Source organism: Streptomyces aurantiacus (assembly GCF_001418335.1).
In the GTDB taxonomy this organism is placed as follows: domain Bacteria; phylum Actinomycetota; class Actinomycetes; order Streptomycetales; family Streptomycetaceae; genus Streptomyces; species Streptomyces aurantiacus.
Genome location: NZ_LIPP01000025.1, coordinates 7,725 through 23,888, shown reverse-complemented (window position 1 = coordinate 23,888; position 16,164 = coordinate 7,725). Strand labels below are relative to the sequence as shown.

The window sequence follows — 16,164 nt, the reverse complement described above, 5'->3', positions numbered from 1 at the left end:
CACCGGCACGGCCCCGCCCCCGGTTGAGTCCCCGGCTGCGCGTTCCTGGGGGTGGCTCTCCCCGGGTGGGGGCTGGGGGCTGGTGTCAGAGTGACTGGGCCGACGGTTTGACCATTCCTCGGACCGTGCGGGACTTGACGAAGTTGCCCAGGGCCGTCATCTCCCATTCGCCGGAGAACTGCTTGATGAGCTTGGCCATCATGACGCCGGTCTGGGGCTCCGCGGTGGTGAGGTCGAAGCGGACCAGTTCCTCGCCCGTGGCGGCGTCCAGGAGGCGGCAGTAGGCCTTGGCGACCTCGGTGAACTTCTGGCCGGAGAACGAGTTCACCGTGAAGACCAGGCCGGTGACCTCCTGGGGGAGACGGCCGAGGTCGACGACGATCACCTCGTCGTCACCGCCGCCCTCACCCAACGCCCCGATCTCTACGCGGCGGCCCTCGCCAGCGGCCCCCTGTGCGACATGGTCCGCTACGAACAGTTCGGCATCGGCCACACCTGGACGGACGAATTCGGCACCGCGAGCGACCCGGAACAACTCGCCTGGCTCCTCAGCTACTCGCCCTACCACCACGTCCGACCCGGCACCGACTACCCCGCGGTCCTCCTCGCCGGAGCCGTCACCGACGAACGCACCGGCGACGCCCACCCCCGCAAAATGTGTGCCGCACTCCAACACGCCACCACCAGCGACCGCCCGATCCTGCTCCGCAGGCAACCCGACGCCGGCCACGGCCCCACCGACAGCACAACAGCACGCGAGACACTCACCGACATCATCACCTTCCTCGCCACCCACACCGGCCTGCACCCCGCAGCCGCCGACGCGGACACTCCACCTCCCCGAACCGTCACACACGTCTCTTCCACCTGAGGCACCAGCCGGCCTGCGGAAGACCGCCCGTCCGGCCGGGCCGCAGCGCACCGGCCGCACGCACAGAAGGCCAGGACACCTTGGCGTCCAGCGTCCCTCCGGACAGGGAGCAGGCCGGCTTCCTGGCAGCGATGGACGGCTGCAAGGGGGCGGCTGCAAGGGGGCGGCTGCGCAGCGCGGTCGGCGGCATGGTCGCGCCTCTGGTCGTAGTCGAGATCCGAGGTCGGCCGTCGTGGCGAGGAAGGCGTCGCGCAGCCGAGCCGGACCCCCACTTTGTCCCGCGTGGGGAAAAAGTGCCGAGATCTTGTGCGTAATGGGTTACGGAGCTCAACAAAGGTCGCTAACTTCCTTGAAATGAACCGGTCATAGAGCCGCGACCGGTCAAGGACGGCGCGACGGCGCGCGCCTGTGCACCGCTTGGCAGTCCGGCGAGGGCTGCCGTCATCCCACCCCACATTGGGAGACCTCTGTGCGCATGAAACCGCTCAGACACAGACGTGTCCGTTATCTGTTGACCGCCGTGGCCTGCGTCTTCGGGTGTCTGCTGCCCGTGTACCCGGCCGCCGCCCAGCAGCCCGTGGATCCAGTCGCCGAACCCAAGGCGTCCGCCGAAGCGGCCGCCGTCGAGTTCCAGCAGGTCACACTCGCCAAGGGCGTGGCCGAGACGGGCGAGCCCATGACCATGGCGGTGCTGCCGGACCGCTCGGTCCTGCACACCGCCCGGGACGGCACGCTCCGGCTGACGAACGCCGCGGGGACCACCAGCGTCGCGGGCCGGCTGGACGTCTACAGCCACGACGAGGAAGGCCTGCAAGGCGTCGCCGTGGACCCCGGCTTCACGTCCAACCGGTACGTCTACCTCTACTACGCTCCCAAGCTCAGCACGCCGGACGGTGACGCCCCGTCCGACGGCGCGGCCTCCGACTTCACCCCCTTCGACGGGGTCAACCGGCTGTCCCGGTTCGCCCTGAAGACCGACGGCACCCTCGATCTCGGCAGCGAGAAGAAGATCCTCGACGTGCCGGCCTCCCGCGGCATCTGCTGCCACGTGGGCGGCGACATCGACTTCGACGCGGCCGGAAACCTGTACCTGTCCACCGGCGACGACAGCAACCCGTTCGCCTCGGACGGCTACACCCCGATCGACGAGCGCTCCACCCGCAACCCCGCCTTCGACGCCCAGCGTTCCGCGGGCAACACCAACGACCTGCGCGGCAAGGTCCTGCGGATCAAGGTCAACGCCGACGGATCGTACGCGATCCCGAGCGGCAACCTCTTCCCGGCCGGCACCGCCAAGACCCGTCCCGAGATCTACGCGATGGGCTTCCGCAACCCCTTCCGCATGACCGTCGACAAGGCCACGGGCATCGTCTACCTCGGCGACTACGGCCCCGACGCCGGCAGCGCGAGCCCCACGCGCGGACCCGGCGGGCAGGTGGAGTTCAACCGGATCACCAAGGCCGGCAACTTCGGCTGGCCGTACTGCACCGGTGACACCGACGCCTACACGGACTACAACTTCGCCACCGGCGCCTCCGGTGCCGCCTTCAACTGCTCGGCGCCCACGAACAACTCACCGCGCAACACCGGCCTCACCACCCTGCCCGCCGTCCAGCCCGCCTGGATTCCCTACGACGGCGCGTCCGTGCCGGAGTTCGGCAACGGCTCGGAGTCCCCGATGGGCGGCCCGGTCTACCGTTACGACGCCGCCTCCACCTCCGAGGTCAAGTTCCCGCAGGAGTACGACGGCGACTTCTTCGCCGGGGAGTTCGGCCGGCGCTGGATCAAGCGCATCGAGGCCGGCACCGACGGCACCGTGCAGTCCATCAACTCCTTCCCCTGGACCGGTACCCAGGTGATGGACATGGCCTTCGGCCCCGACGGCGCCCTGTACGTCCTCGACTACGGCACCGGTTACTTCAACGGCGACGCGAACTCCGCCCTGTACCGCATCGAGCACGTCGTCGACGGGCTCGCGCCGACCGCGCAGGCGAAGGCCGACGTCACCTCGGGCAAGGCGCCCCTGGCCGTCTCGTTCTCCTCGGCCGGCAGCGCCGACCCGGACGGCGACAGCCTCACCTATGCCTGGAACTTCGGCGACGGCGCCACCTCCACCGCCGCCAACCCCTCCCACACCTACACGACCAACGGCCAGTACACGGCCACGCTGACGGTCAAGGACACCACCGGCAAGACCGCGTCGGCCTCCGTACAGGTCACGGTGGGGAACACCGCGCCCACGGTGCGGCTCGACCTGCCCGTGGACGGCAGCATCCACGACTTCGGCTCCGCCATCCCGTTCAAGGTGACGGTGACCGACCCCGAGGACGGCACGATCGACTGCTCCAAGGTGAAGGTCACCTTCATCGTCGGACACGACAGCCACGGCCATCCGCAGACCTCGACCACCGGATGCGAGGGCACGCTCCAGACCCTCGCGGACGGCGAGCACGACCCCAACGCCAACATCTTCGGCGTGGTCGACGCCGAGTACACCGACAAGGGCGCCGGCGGCCAGCCCGCGCTGACCTCGCACGCCCAGCGGGTCGCCCAGCCCAGCCACCGGCAGGGCGAGCACTACGGCGACTCCGCCGGCGTCGACGTCGTCACCCACACTCCCGCACACGGCGGGAAGACCGTCGGCAACATCGAGAACGGCGACTGGATCTCCTTCAAGCCGTACGCCCTCGGCAACGCGGCCCGGTTCACCGCGCGGGTCTCCTCGGCGGGCGCGGGCGGCACCATCGAGGTCCGCGCCGGATCGACGACCGGCACCCTGCTCGGCACGGCGACCGTGCCGGTGACCGGCGGGTGGGAGACCTTCCAGGACGTGACGGCCGCACTGAGCAACCAGCCCACCGGCTCCACCTCCCTCTACCTCGTCTTCAAGGGCGGCAGCGGCGCTCTCTTCGATCTGGACGAGTTCTCGTTCAGCACCTCCGGCGGCGCCGGACCTCGCTCGGGTGTGGTGAAGGGCGTGAACGGCAAGTGCCTGGACGTGGACAACGCCCAGACCACCGACGGCACCAAGGTCCAGATCTGGACCTGCAACAGCTCCGGCGCACAGACGTGGACCGTCCCCGGCGACGGCACGCTACGTGCCCTGGGCAAGTGCCTGGACATCTCCGGCGGAGCCAGCGCCGACGGCACCAAGATCCAACTGTGGACGTGCAACGGCTCGGGCGCCCAGACCTGGGCGGCCCAGTCCGACGGCACGGTGCGCAACCCGCAGTCCGGCAAGTGCCTCGACGCGTCCGGCGGCACCTGGAACGACGGAACCGCCGTCCACCTGTGGACCTGCCACACCAACGCCAACCAGAAATGGACCCTGCCGTAGGAGGGAGGAGACCGACATGCGTACTTATCTGAAAGCTGCCCTCGGCCTGTTCGTCGGTGCCACGCTCTGTCTGGCCCCGCAGGCCACGGCACTGCCCGGCGCCGTGAGCCAGTCCGTCACCGAGTCCGTCACCGGATCCGGTACCGGATCCGGAACCGCCGAAGCACGCCCCCTCGTGGCGGCGGACCCGGCGTACAAGATCCTCGTCTTCTCGAAGACGGCGGGCTTCCGCCACGACTCGATCGACGAGGGCATCGCGGCCCTGCGCGGCCTGGGCACCGCGAACAACTTTACCGTGGACGCGACCGAGGACGCGGCGACCTTCACGACCGGCAACCTCGCCCAGTACAAGAGCGTCGTCTTCCTGTCGACGACGGGTGACGTGCTGGACGCCACCCAGCAGACGGCCTTCGAGAGTTACGTCAAGGGCGGCGGCGGATACGTCGGCATCCATGCCGCCGCCGACACCGAGTACGACTGGCCCTTCTACGAGGGCCTCGCCGGCGCGCTCTTCCACTCGCATCCGGCCATCCAGTCCGCCACCGTGAAGGTGGAGGACCGGGCGCACGACGCCACCGCCCATCTGGGCAGCAGCTGGCAGCGCACCGACGAGTGGTACAACTACCGCACCAACCCGCGCACCACCGCCCACGTCCTGGCCTCGCTCGACGAGTCCAGCTACTCGGGCGGCAACATGTCCGGCGACCACCCGATCGCCTGGTGCAAGGACTACCAGGGCGGCCGGTCCTTCTACACCGGCGGCGGGCACACCGCGGAGTCGTACGCCGATCCGGCCTTCCGGCGCCACCTCCTCGGCGGCATCCGCTGGGCCGCCGGGATGACCGACGCCGACTGCCGCCCGGAGACCGGCTACACGCCGCTGTTCGACGGCTCGTCCACCAGCGGGTGGCAGCAGGCGGGCCCGGGGCAGTTCAGCCTCGCGGACGGCACCCTGACCTCCGTGGGCGGGATGGGCCTGTTCTGGCACTCCGGCCAGGAGCTCACCGGCGACTACTCCCTCAAGCTCGACTGGCGGATGGCCGGGGACGACAACTCCGGCATCTTCATCGGCTTCCCGGCCTCCAACGACCCGTGGTCGGCGGTGGACAACGGCTACGAGATCCAGATCGACGCCACCGACTCCGCCGACCGCACCACGGGCTCCGTCTACGGCTACAAGTCCGCCGACCTCGCCGCCCGGGACGCCGCGCTGAATCCACCGGGAGAGTGGAACACCTACGAACTGCGGGTCACGGGCGAACGGCTGGAGATCTTCCTCAACGGCCGCAAGGTCAACGACTTCACCAACACCGACCCCGTACGGAGCCTGCGGCAGGGGCACATCGGCATCCAGAACCACGGTGACGGCGACGACGTGTCCTTCCGCAACATCCGCGTCAAGCGCGACGGCGGGCAGAACCCCGGACCGCGCTCGGGCGAGGTGAAGGGCGTGAACGGCAAGTGCCTGGACGTGGACAACGCCCAGACCGCCGACGGCACCAAGGTCCAGATCTGGACATGCAACAGCTCCAACGCCCAGAAGTGGACCGTCCCCGGCGACGGCACACTGCGAGCCCTGGGCAAGTGCCTGGACATCTCCGGCGGAGCCAGCGCCGACGGCACGAAGATCCAGTTGTGGACGTGCAACGGCACCGGCGCCCAGTCCTGGACGCCCCAGGCCGACGGCACGGTCCGCAACCCGCAGTCCGGCAAGTGCCTGGACGCCTCCGGCGGCACCTGGAACGACGGAACCCCGGTCCACCTGTGGACCTGCCACACCAACGCCAACCAGAAATGGACCCTGCCGTAAGCACCGACCGACCACCCACTTCCCCGCACCCGTGACACGGCACGACCAGGCCCCNNGGGGCCTGGTCGTGCCGTGTCCGGGATTTCGAGAGTTTCGGCTCCGGGCAATTCCACCGAGTTCCCGCTCTTCCACGGTGAGTTCGGGCGGCCTTACTGTAGGAAGCGTTTAGGAAGCGCTTTCTACTTGAAACTTTCGCGGGCCCTCGGGACGGGGCCGGAGAGGTGGGCTTCATGGTGCGGACCGGGAGCGTGGCGGGGCCGACCCTCGCCGTCGTCGCCCGTGCGGCGGGGGTGTCCGTACCCACGGCCTCGAAGGTGGTCAACGGCCGTCAGGACGTGGCACCGGAGACCCGCCGCCGGGTCACGGAGGCCCTCGACCGGCTGGGCTACGTGCGCCGGCCCCGGTTCGACACGGTGAAGTCGCCCGGCCTGATCGATCTCGTCGTGCACTCGCTGGAGAGCCCCTGGTCGGGCGCGATCCTGCACGGAGTGGAGGAGGCAGCGTACGACGCGGGCCTGGAGGTGGTGGTCTCGGCGGGGCCGGCCCGCACCCGGGGCGGCAGTCCGGAACGTGACTGGCTGGACAAGCTCTCCGAACGCGGCTGTGCCGGGGCACTGTTCCATCTCGCCGAGCTGTCCGCGGCCCAGTACGCCTGGCTGGAGCAGCACCGCATCCCGTTCGTGCTGATCGACCCGGTGCTCGAACCGCCGTCGGGTGTCGTCTCGGTCGGCGCGGCCAACTGGCACGGCGGGGTGAGCGCCACCGAGCATCTGCTCTCGCTCGGCCACGAGCGCGTCGCCGTCGTCGCGGGCCCCCGCCGCAGGATGTGCGGCAACGCGCGCGTGGCCGGCTACCGCTCGGCGCTGGCGGCGGCGGGCCTGCGTCACCGGACCGAGTACCTGCGCCACGGCGGTTTCGACGAGGTCTCCGGGCACCGCGGGATGCTGGAGTTGCTCGATCTGCCGGAGCCGCCCACGGCCGTCTTCGTCTGCTCGGACCGGATGGCCCTGGGTGCCTACCGGGCGCTTGCCGAGCGGGGGTTGTCCGTGCCGGACGATGTCAGTGTGGTGGGCTTCGACGATCTGCCCGAGGCGCGCTGGGCCTCGCCGGCCCTGACGACCGTCCGTCAGCCGCTGTCGGAGATGGCCGCGACCGCACTGCGCCTGCTGGTGCGGATGATGGCCGGTGAGCGGCCCGAGGGAGTCCGCACGGAGTTGTCGACGCGGCTGGTCGTGCGGGCCAGTACCGGGCCGCGCTGATTCCCGGTTTCCGGCCGCGTGGACGTCCGATTCCTTCAAGACCCGCGCCCGGCCCCGTCCCTACGGTGAGTCCATGACTCCACGATTCGATCTCATCGGTCTCGTCGTCTCCGACATGACCGCCTCGCTCGCCTTCTACCGCCGCCTCGGTCTTGAGTTCCCCGAGGGGGCCGAGAGCGCGCCGCACGTCGAGGCACGGCTGCCCGGCGGTCTGCGCTTCGCGCTCGACACGGAGGACACCATCCGTTCGTTCCACCCCGGCTGGCGGCCACCGGCGGGCGGGGGCCGGGTCGGCCTGGCCTTCCTGTGCGACAGTCCCGCGGACGTGGACGCCACGTACGAGGGTCTGACGGGCGCCGGCTACGAGGCGGAGCTGGGGCCGTTCGACGCGCCCTGGGGCATGCGGTACGCGGTCGTCCACGACCCGGACGGCAACGGCGTGGACCTCTTCGCCCACCTCGGCGACAGCCCGCAGAACCCGGTCGGCTGACCGGGTCGGCTGACCGGGTCGGTCGCACCGTCAAAAGATTGCGCGGTTCCCCGCGCCCCTGAAAACAGGCAACCTCAACGCCGCAGCAGCTCACCCAGCGGTGCCCCCGCCAACTCCCGTACCTCGCGTGCCAGATGGGCCTGGTCGGCATACCCCGCCACGGCTGCCGCGTCGGCCGGAGGCGTCCCGCCCCGGACCAGTCCCAGCGCCCGCTGCAGGCGCAGGACGCGGGCCAGGGTCTTGGGCCCGTACCCGAAGGCGGTCAGCGCGCGGCGGTGCAGCTGCCGCTCGCTCCAGCCCGCCTCGTCCGCGGTCGAGGCGACGGACCGGCCCGCGGACAGGGCCGCGACGACGGCCCGCAGCCGCGGGTCGGGCGGCTCGGCCTCTGCCGCGCGGGCCAGAGCCACCGCCTCCAGGGCCGTCGACGGATCCGGCGCCGCGTCGACCCGCCCGGTCAGCCGCCGCACCTCGGCACCGCTCCACAGATCGGCGAGGTCGACGCGCCGGTCGCGCAGTTCGTGAGCGGGTACGCCGAGGTAGGAGGGCGCGGTGCCCGGGAAGAAGCGGATGCCCGCGTACCGTTTCGGGCCGCCGGGGTCGTCGCCCACGTACGCACGGGTGTCGGGGCCCGCGACGAACAGCCGGCCCTCGGTCCACAGCAGGTCCATGCACCCGTCGGGCAGCACCGGGGCGGTGTCGCCGGGCCCGGCGGTACGGGTCCACACGACCGCGCCGGTGAGCCGCGACGCACGTTCCCCGTACGCCGCCGTCCCTGGGACCGGGCGTCGCGTCACTGCGGTGGGGGTGTCTCGTCGCCGTGCTTGGGGGTGGCCTTGGCGTGGGTCCGCAGCCGGGAGGTCACGTCCTCCGGCGGCAGGAAGCGGGACCAGCGTTCCGGGAACTCGGAGGGCATGTCCGGGTCGTCGGGGTCGTCCTCGGCGTCCGCCAGCTGCGCGGCGCGGGCCGCCGCCGCGCGGGCCACCAGGTCGGCGGCCTGCTCGGCGCGCAGCCGCTCGTTGACGGCGCGGGCGGCCGCGGTGGCGGCGGCCGGCCAGACCCGGTCGATGGCCGCGTTGACGGCCGCGCCCACCAGCACGCCGAAGGCGGCGACGCCGATCCACAGCAGCACGGCGACGGGCGCGGCCAGCGAGCCGTAGATCGTGGGGCCCTCGACGGTGTTCATCAGATAGATGCGCAGCAGGAAGCTGCCTAGCACCCACATGGCGAGCGCCACGAGCGCGCCGGGCACGTCCTCGATCCACGGCGAGCGCACCGGGACTGACACGTGATACAGCGTGGTGAGAAAGACGACGGACAGGACGATGACGACGGGCCAGTACAGCACTTGGACGACGGTCGTCGACCACGGCACGACGTTCACCACCGCGTCAGGACCCGCGACCATCAGCGGCAGGGCGACGGAGCCGATCAGCAGGCCGACGAGGAAGAGCAGGAAGGCCATCAGCCGGGTCCTGACGATGCCGCGCACCCCGTCGAGGCCGTACATCACGGTGATGGTGTCGATGAAGACGTTCACCGCGCGCGAGCCGGACCACAGGGCGAACAGGAAGCCCAGGGAGATGACGTCGGGACGGCCGCCCTCCATCACGTCGTGCAGGAGCGGCTCGGCGATCTGTGCGACGCCCCGGTCGGTCAGGACCGTGCGGGAGGCCTCCAGGAGGTTGGTCTCCACGCTGGCGATGGTGTCGGTGCCGGTCCAGTCGTCGACGTAGACCAGCAGGCCGAGCATGCTCAGCAACAGGGGTGGCACGGACAGCAGCGTGAAGAACGCCGCCTCCGCCGCGAGTCCGAGGATGCGGTACTCGACGCACGAGTTCACGGTGTCCTTGAGCAGCAGCCAGGTGGTCCTGCGCTTCGAGACATTCCGGTAGAGCGCACGCGCCCGGTGGAGACGACCGGACGTCCTCTGAGGGGGTTCACTTACTGGCTGCACGTCCTAAAGGTATCCGCCGCGAGAGGCCCGGCTCATCCACCCGGGCCATGGCCGGATCCATTGCGGCGGGGCCGGGGCGTACAAGGGGTGCGGAGGGTGCCGGCGGTGCGCCGGAGTTTGGTGACGAACGCCGCAGCGCGGGTAGGTTCGGATGCATGGCAGCCAGCACCCACACCGTGACCAACCAGGCTCCGCCGCTGGTCGCGTACGACCTCTTCAGCGCCGACCGGGCCCTCGTGGAGGCGGTCGACCGGCATCTCGATCCCGCGCTCCTCGACGAGGCGCGCTCCGAACTGTCGGCCCTGGGCCGCACCTCGGGGTCCGCGCAGGTCCAGAAGTGGGGGGCGCTGGCCAACGAGAACCCGCCGAAGCTGCTCACCCACGACCGCTACGGCGAGCGCCTCGACGAGGTCGAGTTCCATCCGTCCTGGCACCGGCTGCTCGGCAAGGGCGTCTCGGCGGGGCTGACGGCGGCGTGGACGCGGCCCGGCGGGCATGTGCGGCGCGCGGCCGGCTTCCTGGTCTGGAGCCAGGTCGAGGCGGGCAACGGCTGTCCGCTGTCGATGACGCACGCGGCGGTGCCCGCGCTGCGCACCGACCCGGCGCTCGCCGCCGAGTGGGAGCCCCGGCTGACGTCCCTGGTGTACGACGAGGGCCTGCGGCCTGCCGCGCAGAAGGCGGGCGCGCTCTTCGGGATGGGCATGACGGAGAAGCAGGGCGGCAGCGACGTCCGCGCGAACACGACGGCCGCGCGGCCCCTCGCCGAGGACGGGACGTACGAGCTGACGGGCCACAAGTGGTTCTGCTCGGCGCCGATGTCGGACGGCTTCCTGGTACTGGCCCAGGCGGGCCCCTCCGAGGGGCGCGGGGGTCTCACCTGCTTCCTGGTGCCGCGCGTCCTCGCGGACGGCACGCGGAACGTGTTCAGGATCCAGCGGCTGAAGGACAAGCTGGGCAACCGGTCGAACGCGTCCGCCGAGGTGGAGTTCGACGGGACCTGGGCGCGCCGGGTCGGCGACGAGGGGCGCGGGGTGCCCACCATCATCGAGATGGTCGCGGCGACCCGTCTCGACTGTGTGCTCGGCTCGGCGGGGCTGATGCGGCAGGCCGTCGCGCAGGCCGTGCACCACTGCACGTACCGGGAGGCGTTCGGCGGCAGGCTGGTCGACAAGCCGCTGATGAGGAACGTGCTGGCGGACCTGGCCCTGGAGTCCGAGGCGGCGACGGCCCTCGCGCTGCGGCTGGCCGCCGCGTACGACCACGGCGGCGAGCAGGAGCGGGCCTTCCTGCGGCTCGCGGTGCCCGCGGCGAAGTACTGGGTGACCAAGCGGTGCACCCCGGTCGTGGTGGAAGCCCTGGAGTGTCTGGGCGGCAACGGGTACGTGGAGGAGTCCGGCATGCCGCGGCTGCTGCGCGAGTCGCCGCTCAACTCGATCTGGGAGGGCGCGGGCAACGTGCAGGCCCTCGATGTGGTGCGGGCCCTGCACCGGGAGCCGGCCGCCCTGAACGCGTACCTCCAGGAGGTCGGGCTCGCCCGTGGCGCCGATCACCGGCTGGACGGGGCGATCAAGAGCCTGCTGACCGAACTCGCCGATCTGGGCGGTGTCGAGGGGCGCGCCCGGCGCCTCGTCGAGCGGATCGCCGTGGTGCTGCAGGGTTCGCTGCTGGTCCGCTTCGCGCCGCCGGAGGTCGCCGACGCGTTCTGCGCCTCACGGCTGGGCGGGGACTGGGGCTCGTCCCTGGGCACGCTGCCGCACACCCTCGACCTTGCCGCGGTGGTGGAGCGGGCACGCCCCGTCTCCTGAGCGCCCGGCACGGCGTTACGGCACGGGGGTGGTGCCGCGCAGGGCGGCGTGGGCCAAGTCCTGGCCGGACAGGGGCGGTTTGCCAGGGCTGCAGGGAGTTGAGTGCTCCGGTCACGCGTCACGGCCACGGGCGTGGGCGTGGGCGTCGGGCCGGTCCGGATGGGCGGGGCGAGCCACCGGTCGGCGGACCGCCCGCACGATCCGGGGACCGATTACGGGGCCTGTCACGGAGCCTGTTACGGGGTCTATTACGGGGTATACGGCCTGACTCGCCGCCCTCTGACGTACCATCCAACACACGGCCCCCCACATCCGTCTCCTCTCGGCCCAACCGCCGAACCGCAGGAGGCAGTTGGCCGCCGACGGGAGGACCTATGACGCATCGAGGCAGACACCGCCGCCGGACGAAGGGGCGTGTCCTGCGGGCCACCCTGTCCGGCGCCGCCCTCGCGCTCACCGCCGCCGCCACCATCATCACCACCTCGCAGGCCGCGGGCAGCGACAACCCCGGCCCCCTGACGCAGCTCACCTCGTCGTCCGAGAAGGACAAGCTCCAGCTGCACGAGAACCTGGTCGCCGAGTCGACCCTTGACACGTTGCAGAGCGGCATGGGCGGGACCGTCGGGGTCGACTCCGTCCTCAGGAGCGCCAACCACCCGATGCGCAACAAGGCCGACTGCGCCGCCACCGAGTCGGCGGCCCTGCCCGTCGAGCCGGCCGCCTCCCGCGCGTACTGCTGGGACAGCGGGGACGCCACGACGCAGAAGTGGCTGCCGCAGTCCGTCACCACGTCCGGGGACGCCGACAACGACGGCAAGTGGGGTCCCGACCGGGTGATCCTGGCCGGCTGGACCCACAACGACCACAAGGCGGGCGAGCCCGCGGCCGACAAGGGCCTTGCCAAGGTCGCCTTCATCGACGCGAACGACCCGAAGAACCTCAAGTACCGCTGGGTCCTGCTGGTCGCGCCGCTCGCCGGTGGCAAGGACTTCGGAGCCGTCCGCTCCCACCTCGGCGGCATGGTCTGGTACCAGGACAAGCTGATCGTCACCGCGAAGAACGGCGCCGACCACGACAACGCCCTGTTCGTCTTCGACATGAACCGCATCCTGAGGGCCGACGTCGACAGCGCCGAGGTCGGCAAGGTGGGCGACGGCTGGTCGGCACGCGGCTACCAGTACGTGATGCCGGCGACGGGCTCGTACAACCTCACCGGCGGGGCCTGCGACGCGCGGAACAACAACGCGCGCCCCTGTTTCGGGTCGATCTCGCTCGACCGCACCTCGACACCGGACAGCCTCGTCGCGAACGAGTCGTTCAGCTCCGACGGTACGGAGCCGGCCCGCGTCTGGCGCTACCACTACAGCACCGCGAGCGACCGCTCGGGCCTGCTCGGCAGCGACGCCCGCAACCTCGTGAACGCCGACGAGGCGTACGAGACCGAGGCCGTCGGGCTGCAGGGCGTCCTCTCGCACAAACCGAGCGGGGCGAGCAAGGCCGACTGGTACACGGGCTACTCCTCGGGCAGCCGCGACCGGCACGGCACGCTCTGGCGGCAGAACGAGAGCGCCGCCAAGGCCGCCCAGTGCGGGTCCGGCGGGACGTACGCCTGCTGGGGACAGCACACCGAGTCCCTGTCCTACTGGCAGGAGACCGGCGAGCTGTGGACGCTCACCGAGTGGGCGGCCGACAAGGACAACAAGTGGAAGCCCCCGGCGATCCCGGAGCGGGTGCTGTACGCGGTCCCGCTGTCGGCGGTCGACGACTCGGTGCAGTGACCCGCCCGGCAGGTACTTCACGGAGGCGGCCCCGCCTTGGAGGGGAGCCGGCCTCCGTGGTTCGCTGAGCCGCATGAGCATCGCTGTGACCACCTGGTCCCTGGAGCAGACCTCCCCGGCCGACCTGCTGCCCGCCGCCGCCCCCGACGGGGATGTCCGCGTCGTCCGCGCCGAGGTGCCCTCAGCCGAGTTCAGCCGCTTCCTGTACTGCGCCGTCGGCGGGGACATCCGCTGGACGGACCGGCTCGGCTGGACGTACGCGCAGTGGCAGGAGGAGCTGGAGCGGCCGGGCGTGGAGACCTGGGTCGCCTACGACCGCGGGACGCCCGCCGGATATGTCCAGCTGGAGTCGCAGGACGACGGTGTCGTGGAAATCCTCTACTTCGGGCTGATCCCGGCCTTTCGCGGCCGGCGCATCGGCGGCCACCTCCTCTCGTACGGCGTCGCGCGGGCGTGGGACCTGGCCGACCGCCGGCCGGGGCGGGCGCCGACGAAGCGCGTCTGGTTGCATACATGCAGCAAGGACGGGGAGCACGCGATGGACAACTACCTGCGCCGCGGCTTCAAGCTCTTCGACACCAGGGTGGAGGAGGAGCCGGACGTGACCACTCCCGGGCCCTGGCCGGGGGCACAGGTCGGCTGACCTGGCAGGACGTGGTCCGGGCCGGAGCCTGTGACCGACAGCACCCTCGTCCCACATATCGGGACAAGGGTGTCCGCATCCTGGACGAAGCTGGACTGTGTCCAGATCGCCGTGACACGCTTCCGTCATGTCTGGAACTGGAATTGCCTTGGTGAGTCGGCGGCACGTCGACCTCGGCCGCATGTCCAGCGCCATCTGTCCGGTTCGCTGAACCACCGCACCAGGGCCCGCACCAAGGCTTTTGGCCCCGTGCCCAGCACCGCCGACATCCCCCTTGTCTCGACTTGCGCAACGACGCGCACGTACGCCCGTATGCGACATGTGTGCCCTGTGTGCGCCGTGTGCCCGTACGCGTAGGTCAGAGCCGCATCCGCCGGTCCCGAAGGACGTAGAAACCATGGCCGCCACGCCACAGAATCCCGCTGCCGCCGCGCCCCGCCGCAAGGTGAGCCGTCACCGCGGTGAGGGTCAGTGGGCCGTGGGTCACTTCACCCCCCTCAACGGCAACGAGCAGTTCAAGAAGGACGACGACGGTCTCAACGTACGGACACGTATTGAGACCATCTACTCCAAGCGGGGCTTCGACTCGATCGACCCCAACGACCTGCGCGGCCGGATGCGCTGGTGGGGCCTCTACACCCAGCGCAAGCCCGGGATCGACGGCGGCAAGACCGCGATCCTGGAGCCGGAGGAGCTGGACGACAAGTACTTCATGCTGCGGGTGCGGATCGACGGCGGACGCCTCACCACCCAGCAGCTGCGCGTCATCGGTGAGATCTCGCAGGAGTTCGCGCGCGGCACCGCCGACCTCACCGACCGGCAGAACGTCCAGTACCACTGGATCCGTATCGAGGACGTCCCGGAGATCTGGGAGCGCCTGGAGGCCGTCGGGCTGTCCACGACCGAGGCCTGCGGTGACACCCCCCGCGTGATCCTCGGCTCGCCCGTCGCCGGCATCGCCGAGGACGAGATCATCGACGGCACGCCCGCCATCGAGGAGATCCACCGCCGGATCATCGGCAACAAGGACTTCTCGAACCTGCCCCGCAAGTTCAAGACCGCGGTCTCGGGATCGCCGCTCCTCGACGTGGCGCACGAGATCAACGACGTCGCGTTCGTCGGCGTGAACCACCCGGAGCACGGCCCCGGCTTCGACCTGTGGGTCGGCGGCGGCCTCTCCACCAACCCGAAGATCGGCCAGCGCGTCGGGGCGTGGGTGCCGCTCGACGAGGTGGCCGACGTCCACGTGGGCGTCCTGTCGATCTTCCGCGACTACGGCTACCGGCGCCTGCGCACGCGCGCCCGACTGAAGTTCCTGATCGCCGACTGGGGCATCGAGAAGTTCCGCCAGGTCCTGGAGGACGAGTACCTGAAGCGCAAGCTCGTCGACGGCCCGGCCCCGGACCAGCCGCTCGCCCGCTGGCGCGACCACGTCGGCGTGCACCGGCAGCAGGACGGCCGCTACTACGTCGGCTTCGCCCCGCGCGTGGGCCGCGTGGACGGCGCCACGCTCACGAAGATCGCCGAACTGGCCGAGGCGCACGGCTCCGGGCGCCTGCGCACCACCGCCGAGCAGAAGATGATCGTGCTCGACGTCGAGCAGGAGCAGATCGACTCTCTCGTCGCGGGCCTGGAGGCGCTCGACCTGAAGGTCACGCCGTCCACCTTCCGGCGCGGCACCATGGCCTGCACCGGCATCGAGTACTGCAAGCTCGCCATCGTCGAGACCAAGGCCCGGGGCGCCGCGCTGATCGACGAACTGGAGCGCCGCATCCCCGAGTTCGAAGAGCCCATCACCATCAACATCAACGGCTGCCCGAACGCCTGCGCCCGTATCCAGGTCGCGGACATCGGTCTCAAGGGCCAGTTGATGCTGGACAGCACGGGCAACCAGGTCGAGGGCTACCAGGTGCACCTGGGCGGCGCGCTCGGACTCGAAGCCGGCTTCGGCCGCAAGGTCCGTGGCCTGAAGGTCACGTCGGACGACCTGCCCGACTACATCGAGCGGGTGCTGAAGCGCTTCGAGGAGGAGCGCGAGGACGGCGAGCGCTTCGCGGCCTGGGCCACCCGCGCTTCCGAGGAGGCCCTGTCGTGAGTGAGCGTGCGGCGCCCTTCTACTGCCCCTACTGCGGTGACGAGGACCTGCGCCCCGGGGAGCAGGGGCACGGCGCCTGGGAATGCGCGGCATGCAATCGAGCCTTCCAGTTGAAGTTCCTC

The 16,164-nt window shown here is 70.8% G+C and carries 12 protein-coding genes and 1 pseudogene; 10 read left to right on the top strand and 3 right to left on the bottom strand.

Translation table 11 applies throughout. From position 1 onward, the window contains the following. Positions 1 to 85: 85 nt before the first annotated feature. Positions 86 to 409: pseudogene (locus AOK01_RS03415) on the bottom strand (TerD family protein); the annotation flags it as partial. On the opposite strand from AOK01_RS03415, the gene AOK01_RS03410 reads away from it, so the two are divergent. The 5 genes from AOK01_RS03410 to AOK01_RS03390 all read left to right on the top strand — a co-directional run bounded on the left by AOK01_RS03410 (position 308) and on the right by AOK01_RS03390 (position 7,767). After that, positions 308 to 871: a prolyl oligopeptidase family serine peptidase gene (locus AOK01_RS03410; protein WP_079103140.1), complete on the top strand. Its 564-nt coding sequence runs from the start codon at positions 308 to 310 to the stop codon at positions 869 to 871. The pseudogene AOK01_RS03415 and the gene AOK01_RS03410 overlap by 102 nt on opposite strands. Positions 872 to 1,346: 475 nt before the next feature. Beyond that, positions 1,347 to 4,208 (top strand): PQQ-dependent sugar dehydrogenase, encoded by a 2,862-nt coding sequence (locus AOK01_RS03405; RefSeq protein ID WP_055508208.1) that lies wholly within the window; start codon positions 1,347 to 1,349, stop codon positions 4,206 to 4,208. A gap of 16 nt (positions 4,209 to 4,224) precedes the next feature. Beyond that, positions 4,225 to 6,018 (top strand): ThuA domain-containing protein, encoded by a 1,794-nt coding sequence (locus AOK01_RS03400; RefSeq protein ID WP_055508206.1) that lies wholly within the window; start codon positions 4,225 to 4,227, stop codon positions 6,016 to 6,018. A 230-nt stretch (positions 6,019 to 6,248) separates the two neighbouring features. Then, positions 6,249 to 7,277, top strand: a complete 1,029-nt coding sequence (locus AOK01_RS03395; RefSeq protein ID WP_055508218.1) for a LacI family DNA-binding transcriptional regulator — start codon at positions 6,249 to 6,251, stop codon at positions 7,275 to 7,277. Positions 7,278 to 7,350: 73 nt separating this feature from the next. Next, positions 7,351 to 7,767, top strand: coding sequence for a VOC family protein (locus tag AOK01_RS03390; RefSeq protein ID WP_055508204.1), 417 nt, complete (start codon positions 7,351 to 7,353; stop codon positions 7,765 to 7,767). 74 nt (positions 7,768 to 7,841) lie between these two features. On the opposite strand, the gene AOK01_RS03385 is transcribed toward AOK01_RS03390, so the two are convergent. Next, positions 7,842 to 8,561: a helix-turn-helix domain-containing protein gene (locus AOK01_RS03385; protein ID WP_055508202.1), complete on the bottom strand. Its 720-nt coding sequence runs from the start codon at positions 8,559 to 8,561 to the stop codon at positions 7,842 to 7,844. Continuing rightward, positions 8,558 to 9,721, bottom strand: coding sequence for a YihY/virulence factor BrkB family protein (locus tag AOK01_RS03380; protein ID WP_055508200.1), 1,164 nt, complete (start codon positions 9,719 to 9,721; stop codon positions 8,558 to 8,560). The genes AOK01_RS03385 and AOK01_RS03380 overlap by 4 nt, the downstream gene beginning before the upstream one ends. Positions 9,722 to 9,876: 155 nt before the next feature. On the opposite strand from AOK01_RS03380, the gene AOK01_RS03375 reads away from it, so the two are divergent. From AOK01_RS03375 to AOK01_RS03360, 5 genes are all read left to right on the top strand, one after another. After that, entirely contained in the window at positions 9,877 to 11,526 is a 1,650-nt protein-coding gene (locus AOK01_RS03375) for an acyl-CoA dehydrogenase family protein (RefSeq protein ID WP_055508197.1), read from the top strand. Between the two features lie 374 nt (positions 11,527 to 11,900). Next, positions 11,901 to 13,304: a hypothetical protein gene (locus AOK01_RS03370; RefSeq protein ID WP_055508195.1), complete on the top strand. Its 1,404-nt coding sequence runs from the start codon at positions 11,901 to 11,903 to the stop codon at positions 13,302 to 13,304. A gap of 73 nt (positions 13,305 to 13,377) precedes the next feature. After that, entirely contained in the window at positions 13,378 to 13,947 is a 570-nt protein-coding gene (locus AOK01_RS03365) for a GNAT family N-acetyltransferase (RefSeq protein ID WP_055508193.1), read from the top strand. Positions 13,948 to 14,074: 127 nt separating this feature from the next. Then, positions 14,075 to 14,158: a putative leader peptide gene (locus AOK01_RS46400; RefSeq protein WP_349817346.1), complete on the top strand. Its 84-nt coding sequence runs from the start codon at positions 14,075 to 14,077 to the stop codon at positions 14,156 to 14,158. Positions 14,159 to 14,344: 186 nt separating this feature from the next. Next, on the top strand, positions 14,345 to 16,042 hold the full coding sequence (locus AOK01_RS03360; RefSeq protein ID WP_055508191.1) for a nitrite/sulfite reductase: 1,698 nt from the start codon (positions 14,345 to 14,347) through the stop codon (positions 16,040 to 16,042). Positions 16,043 to 16,164 lie beyond the last annotated feature (122 nt).

Excerpts from the sequence above, each read along its gene's own strand:
- AOK01_RS03405 (WP_055508208.1), top strand. The coding sequence starts at position 1,347 with ATGAAACCGCTCAGACACAGACGTGTCCGTTATCTGTTGACCGCCGTG.
- AOK01_RS03400 (WP_055508206.1), top strand. The coding sequence starts at position 4,225 with ATGCGTACTTATCTGAAAGCTGCCCTCGGCCTGTTCGTCGGTGCCACG.
- AOK01_RS03395 (WP_055508218.1), top strand. The coding sequence starts at position 6,249 with ATGGTGCGGACCGGGAGCGTGGCGGGGCCGACCCTCGCCGTCGTCGCC.
- AOK01_RS03390 (WP_055508204.1), top strand. The coding sequence starts at position 7,351 with ATGACTCCACGATTCGATCTCATCGGTCTCGTCGTCTCCGACATGACC.
- AOK01_RS03375 (WP_055508197.1), top strand. The coding sequence starts at position 9,877 with ATGGCAGCCAGCACCCACACCGTGACCAACCAGGCTCCGCCGCTGGTC.
- AOK01_RS03370 (WP_055508195.1), top strand. The coding sequence starts at position 11,901 with ATGACGCATCGAGGCAGACACCGCCGCCGGACGAAGGGGCGTGTCCTG.
- AOK01_RS03365 (WP_055508193.1), top strand. The coding sequence starts at position 13,378 with ATGAGCATCGCTGTGACCACCTGGTCCCTGGAGCAGACCTCCCCGGCC.
- AOK01_RS46400 (WP_349817346.1), top strand. The coding sequence starts at position 14,075 with ATGTCTGGAACTGGAATTGCCTTGGTGAGTCGGCGGCACGTCGACCTC.
- AOK01_RS03360 (WP_055508191.1), top strand. The coding sequence starts at position 14,345 with ATGGCCGCCACGCCACAGAATCCCGCTGCCGCCGCGCCCCGCCGCAAG.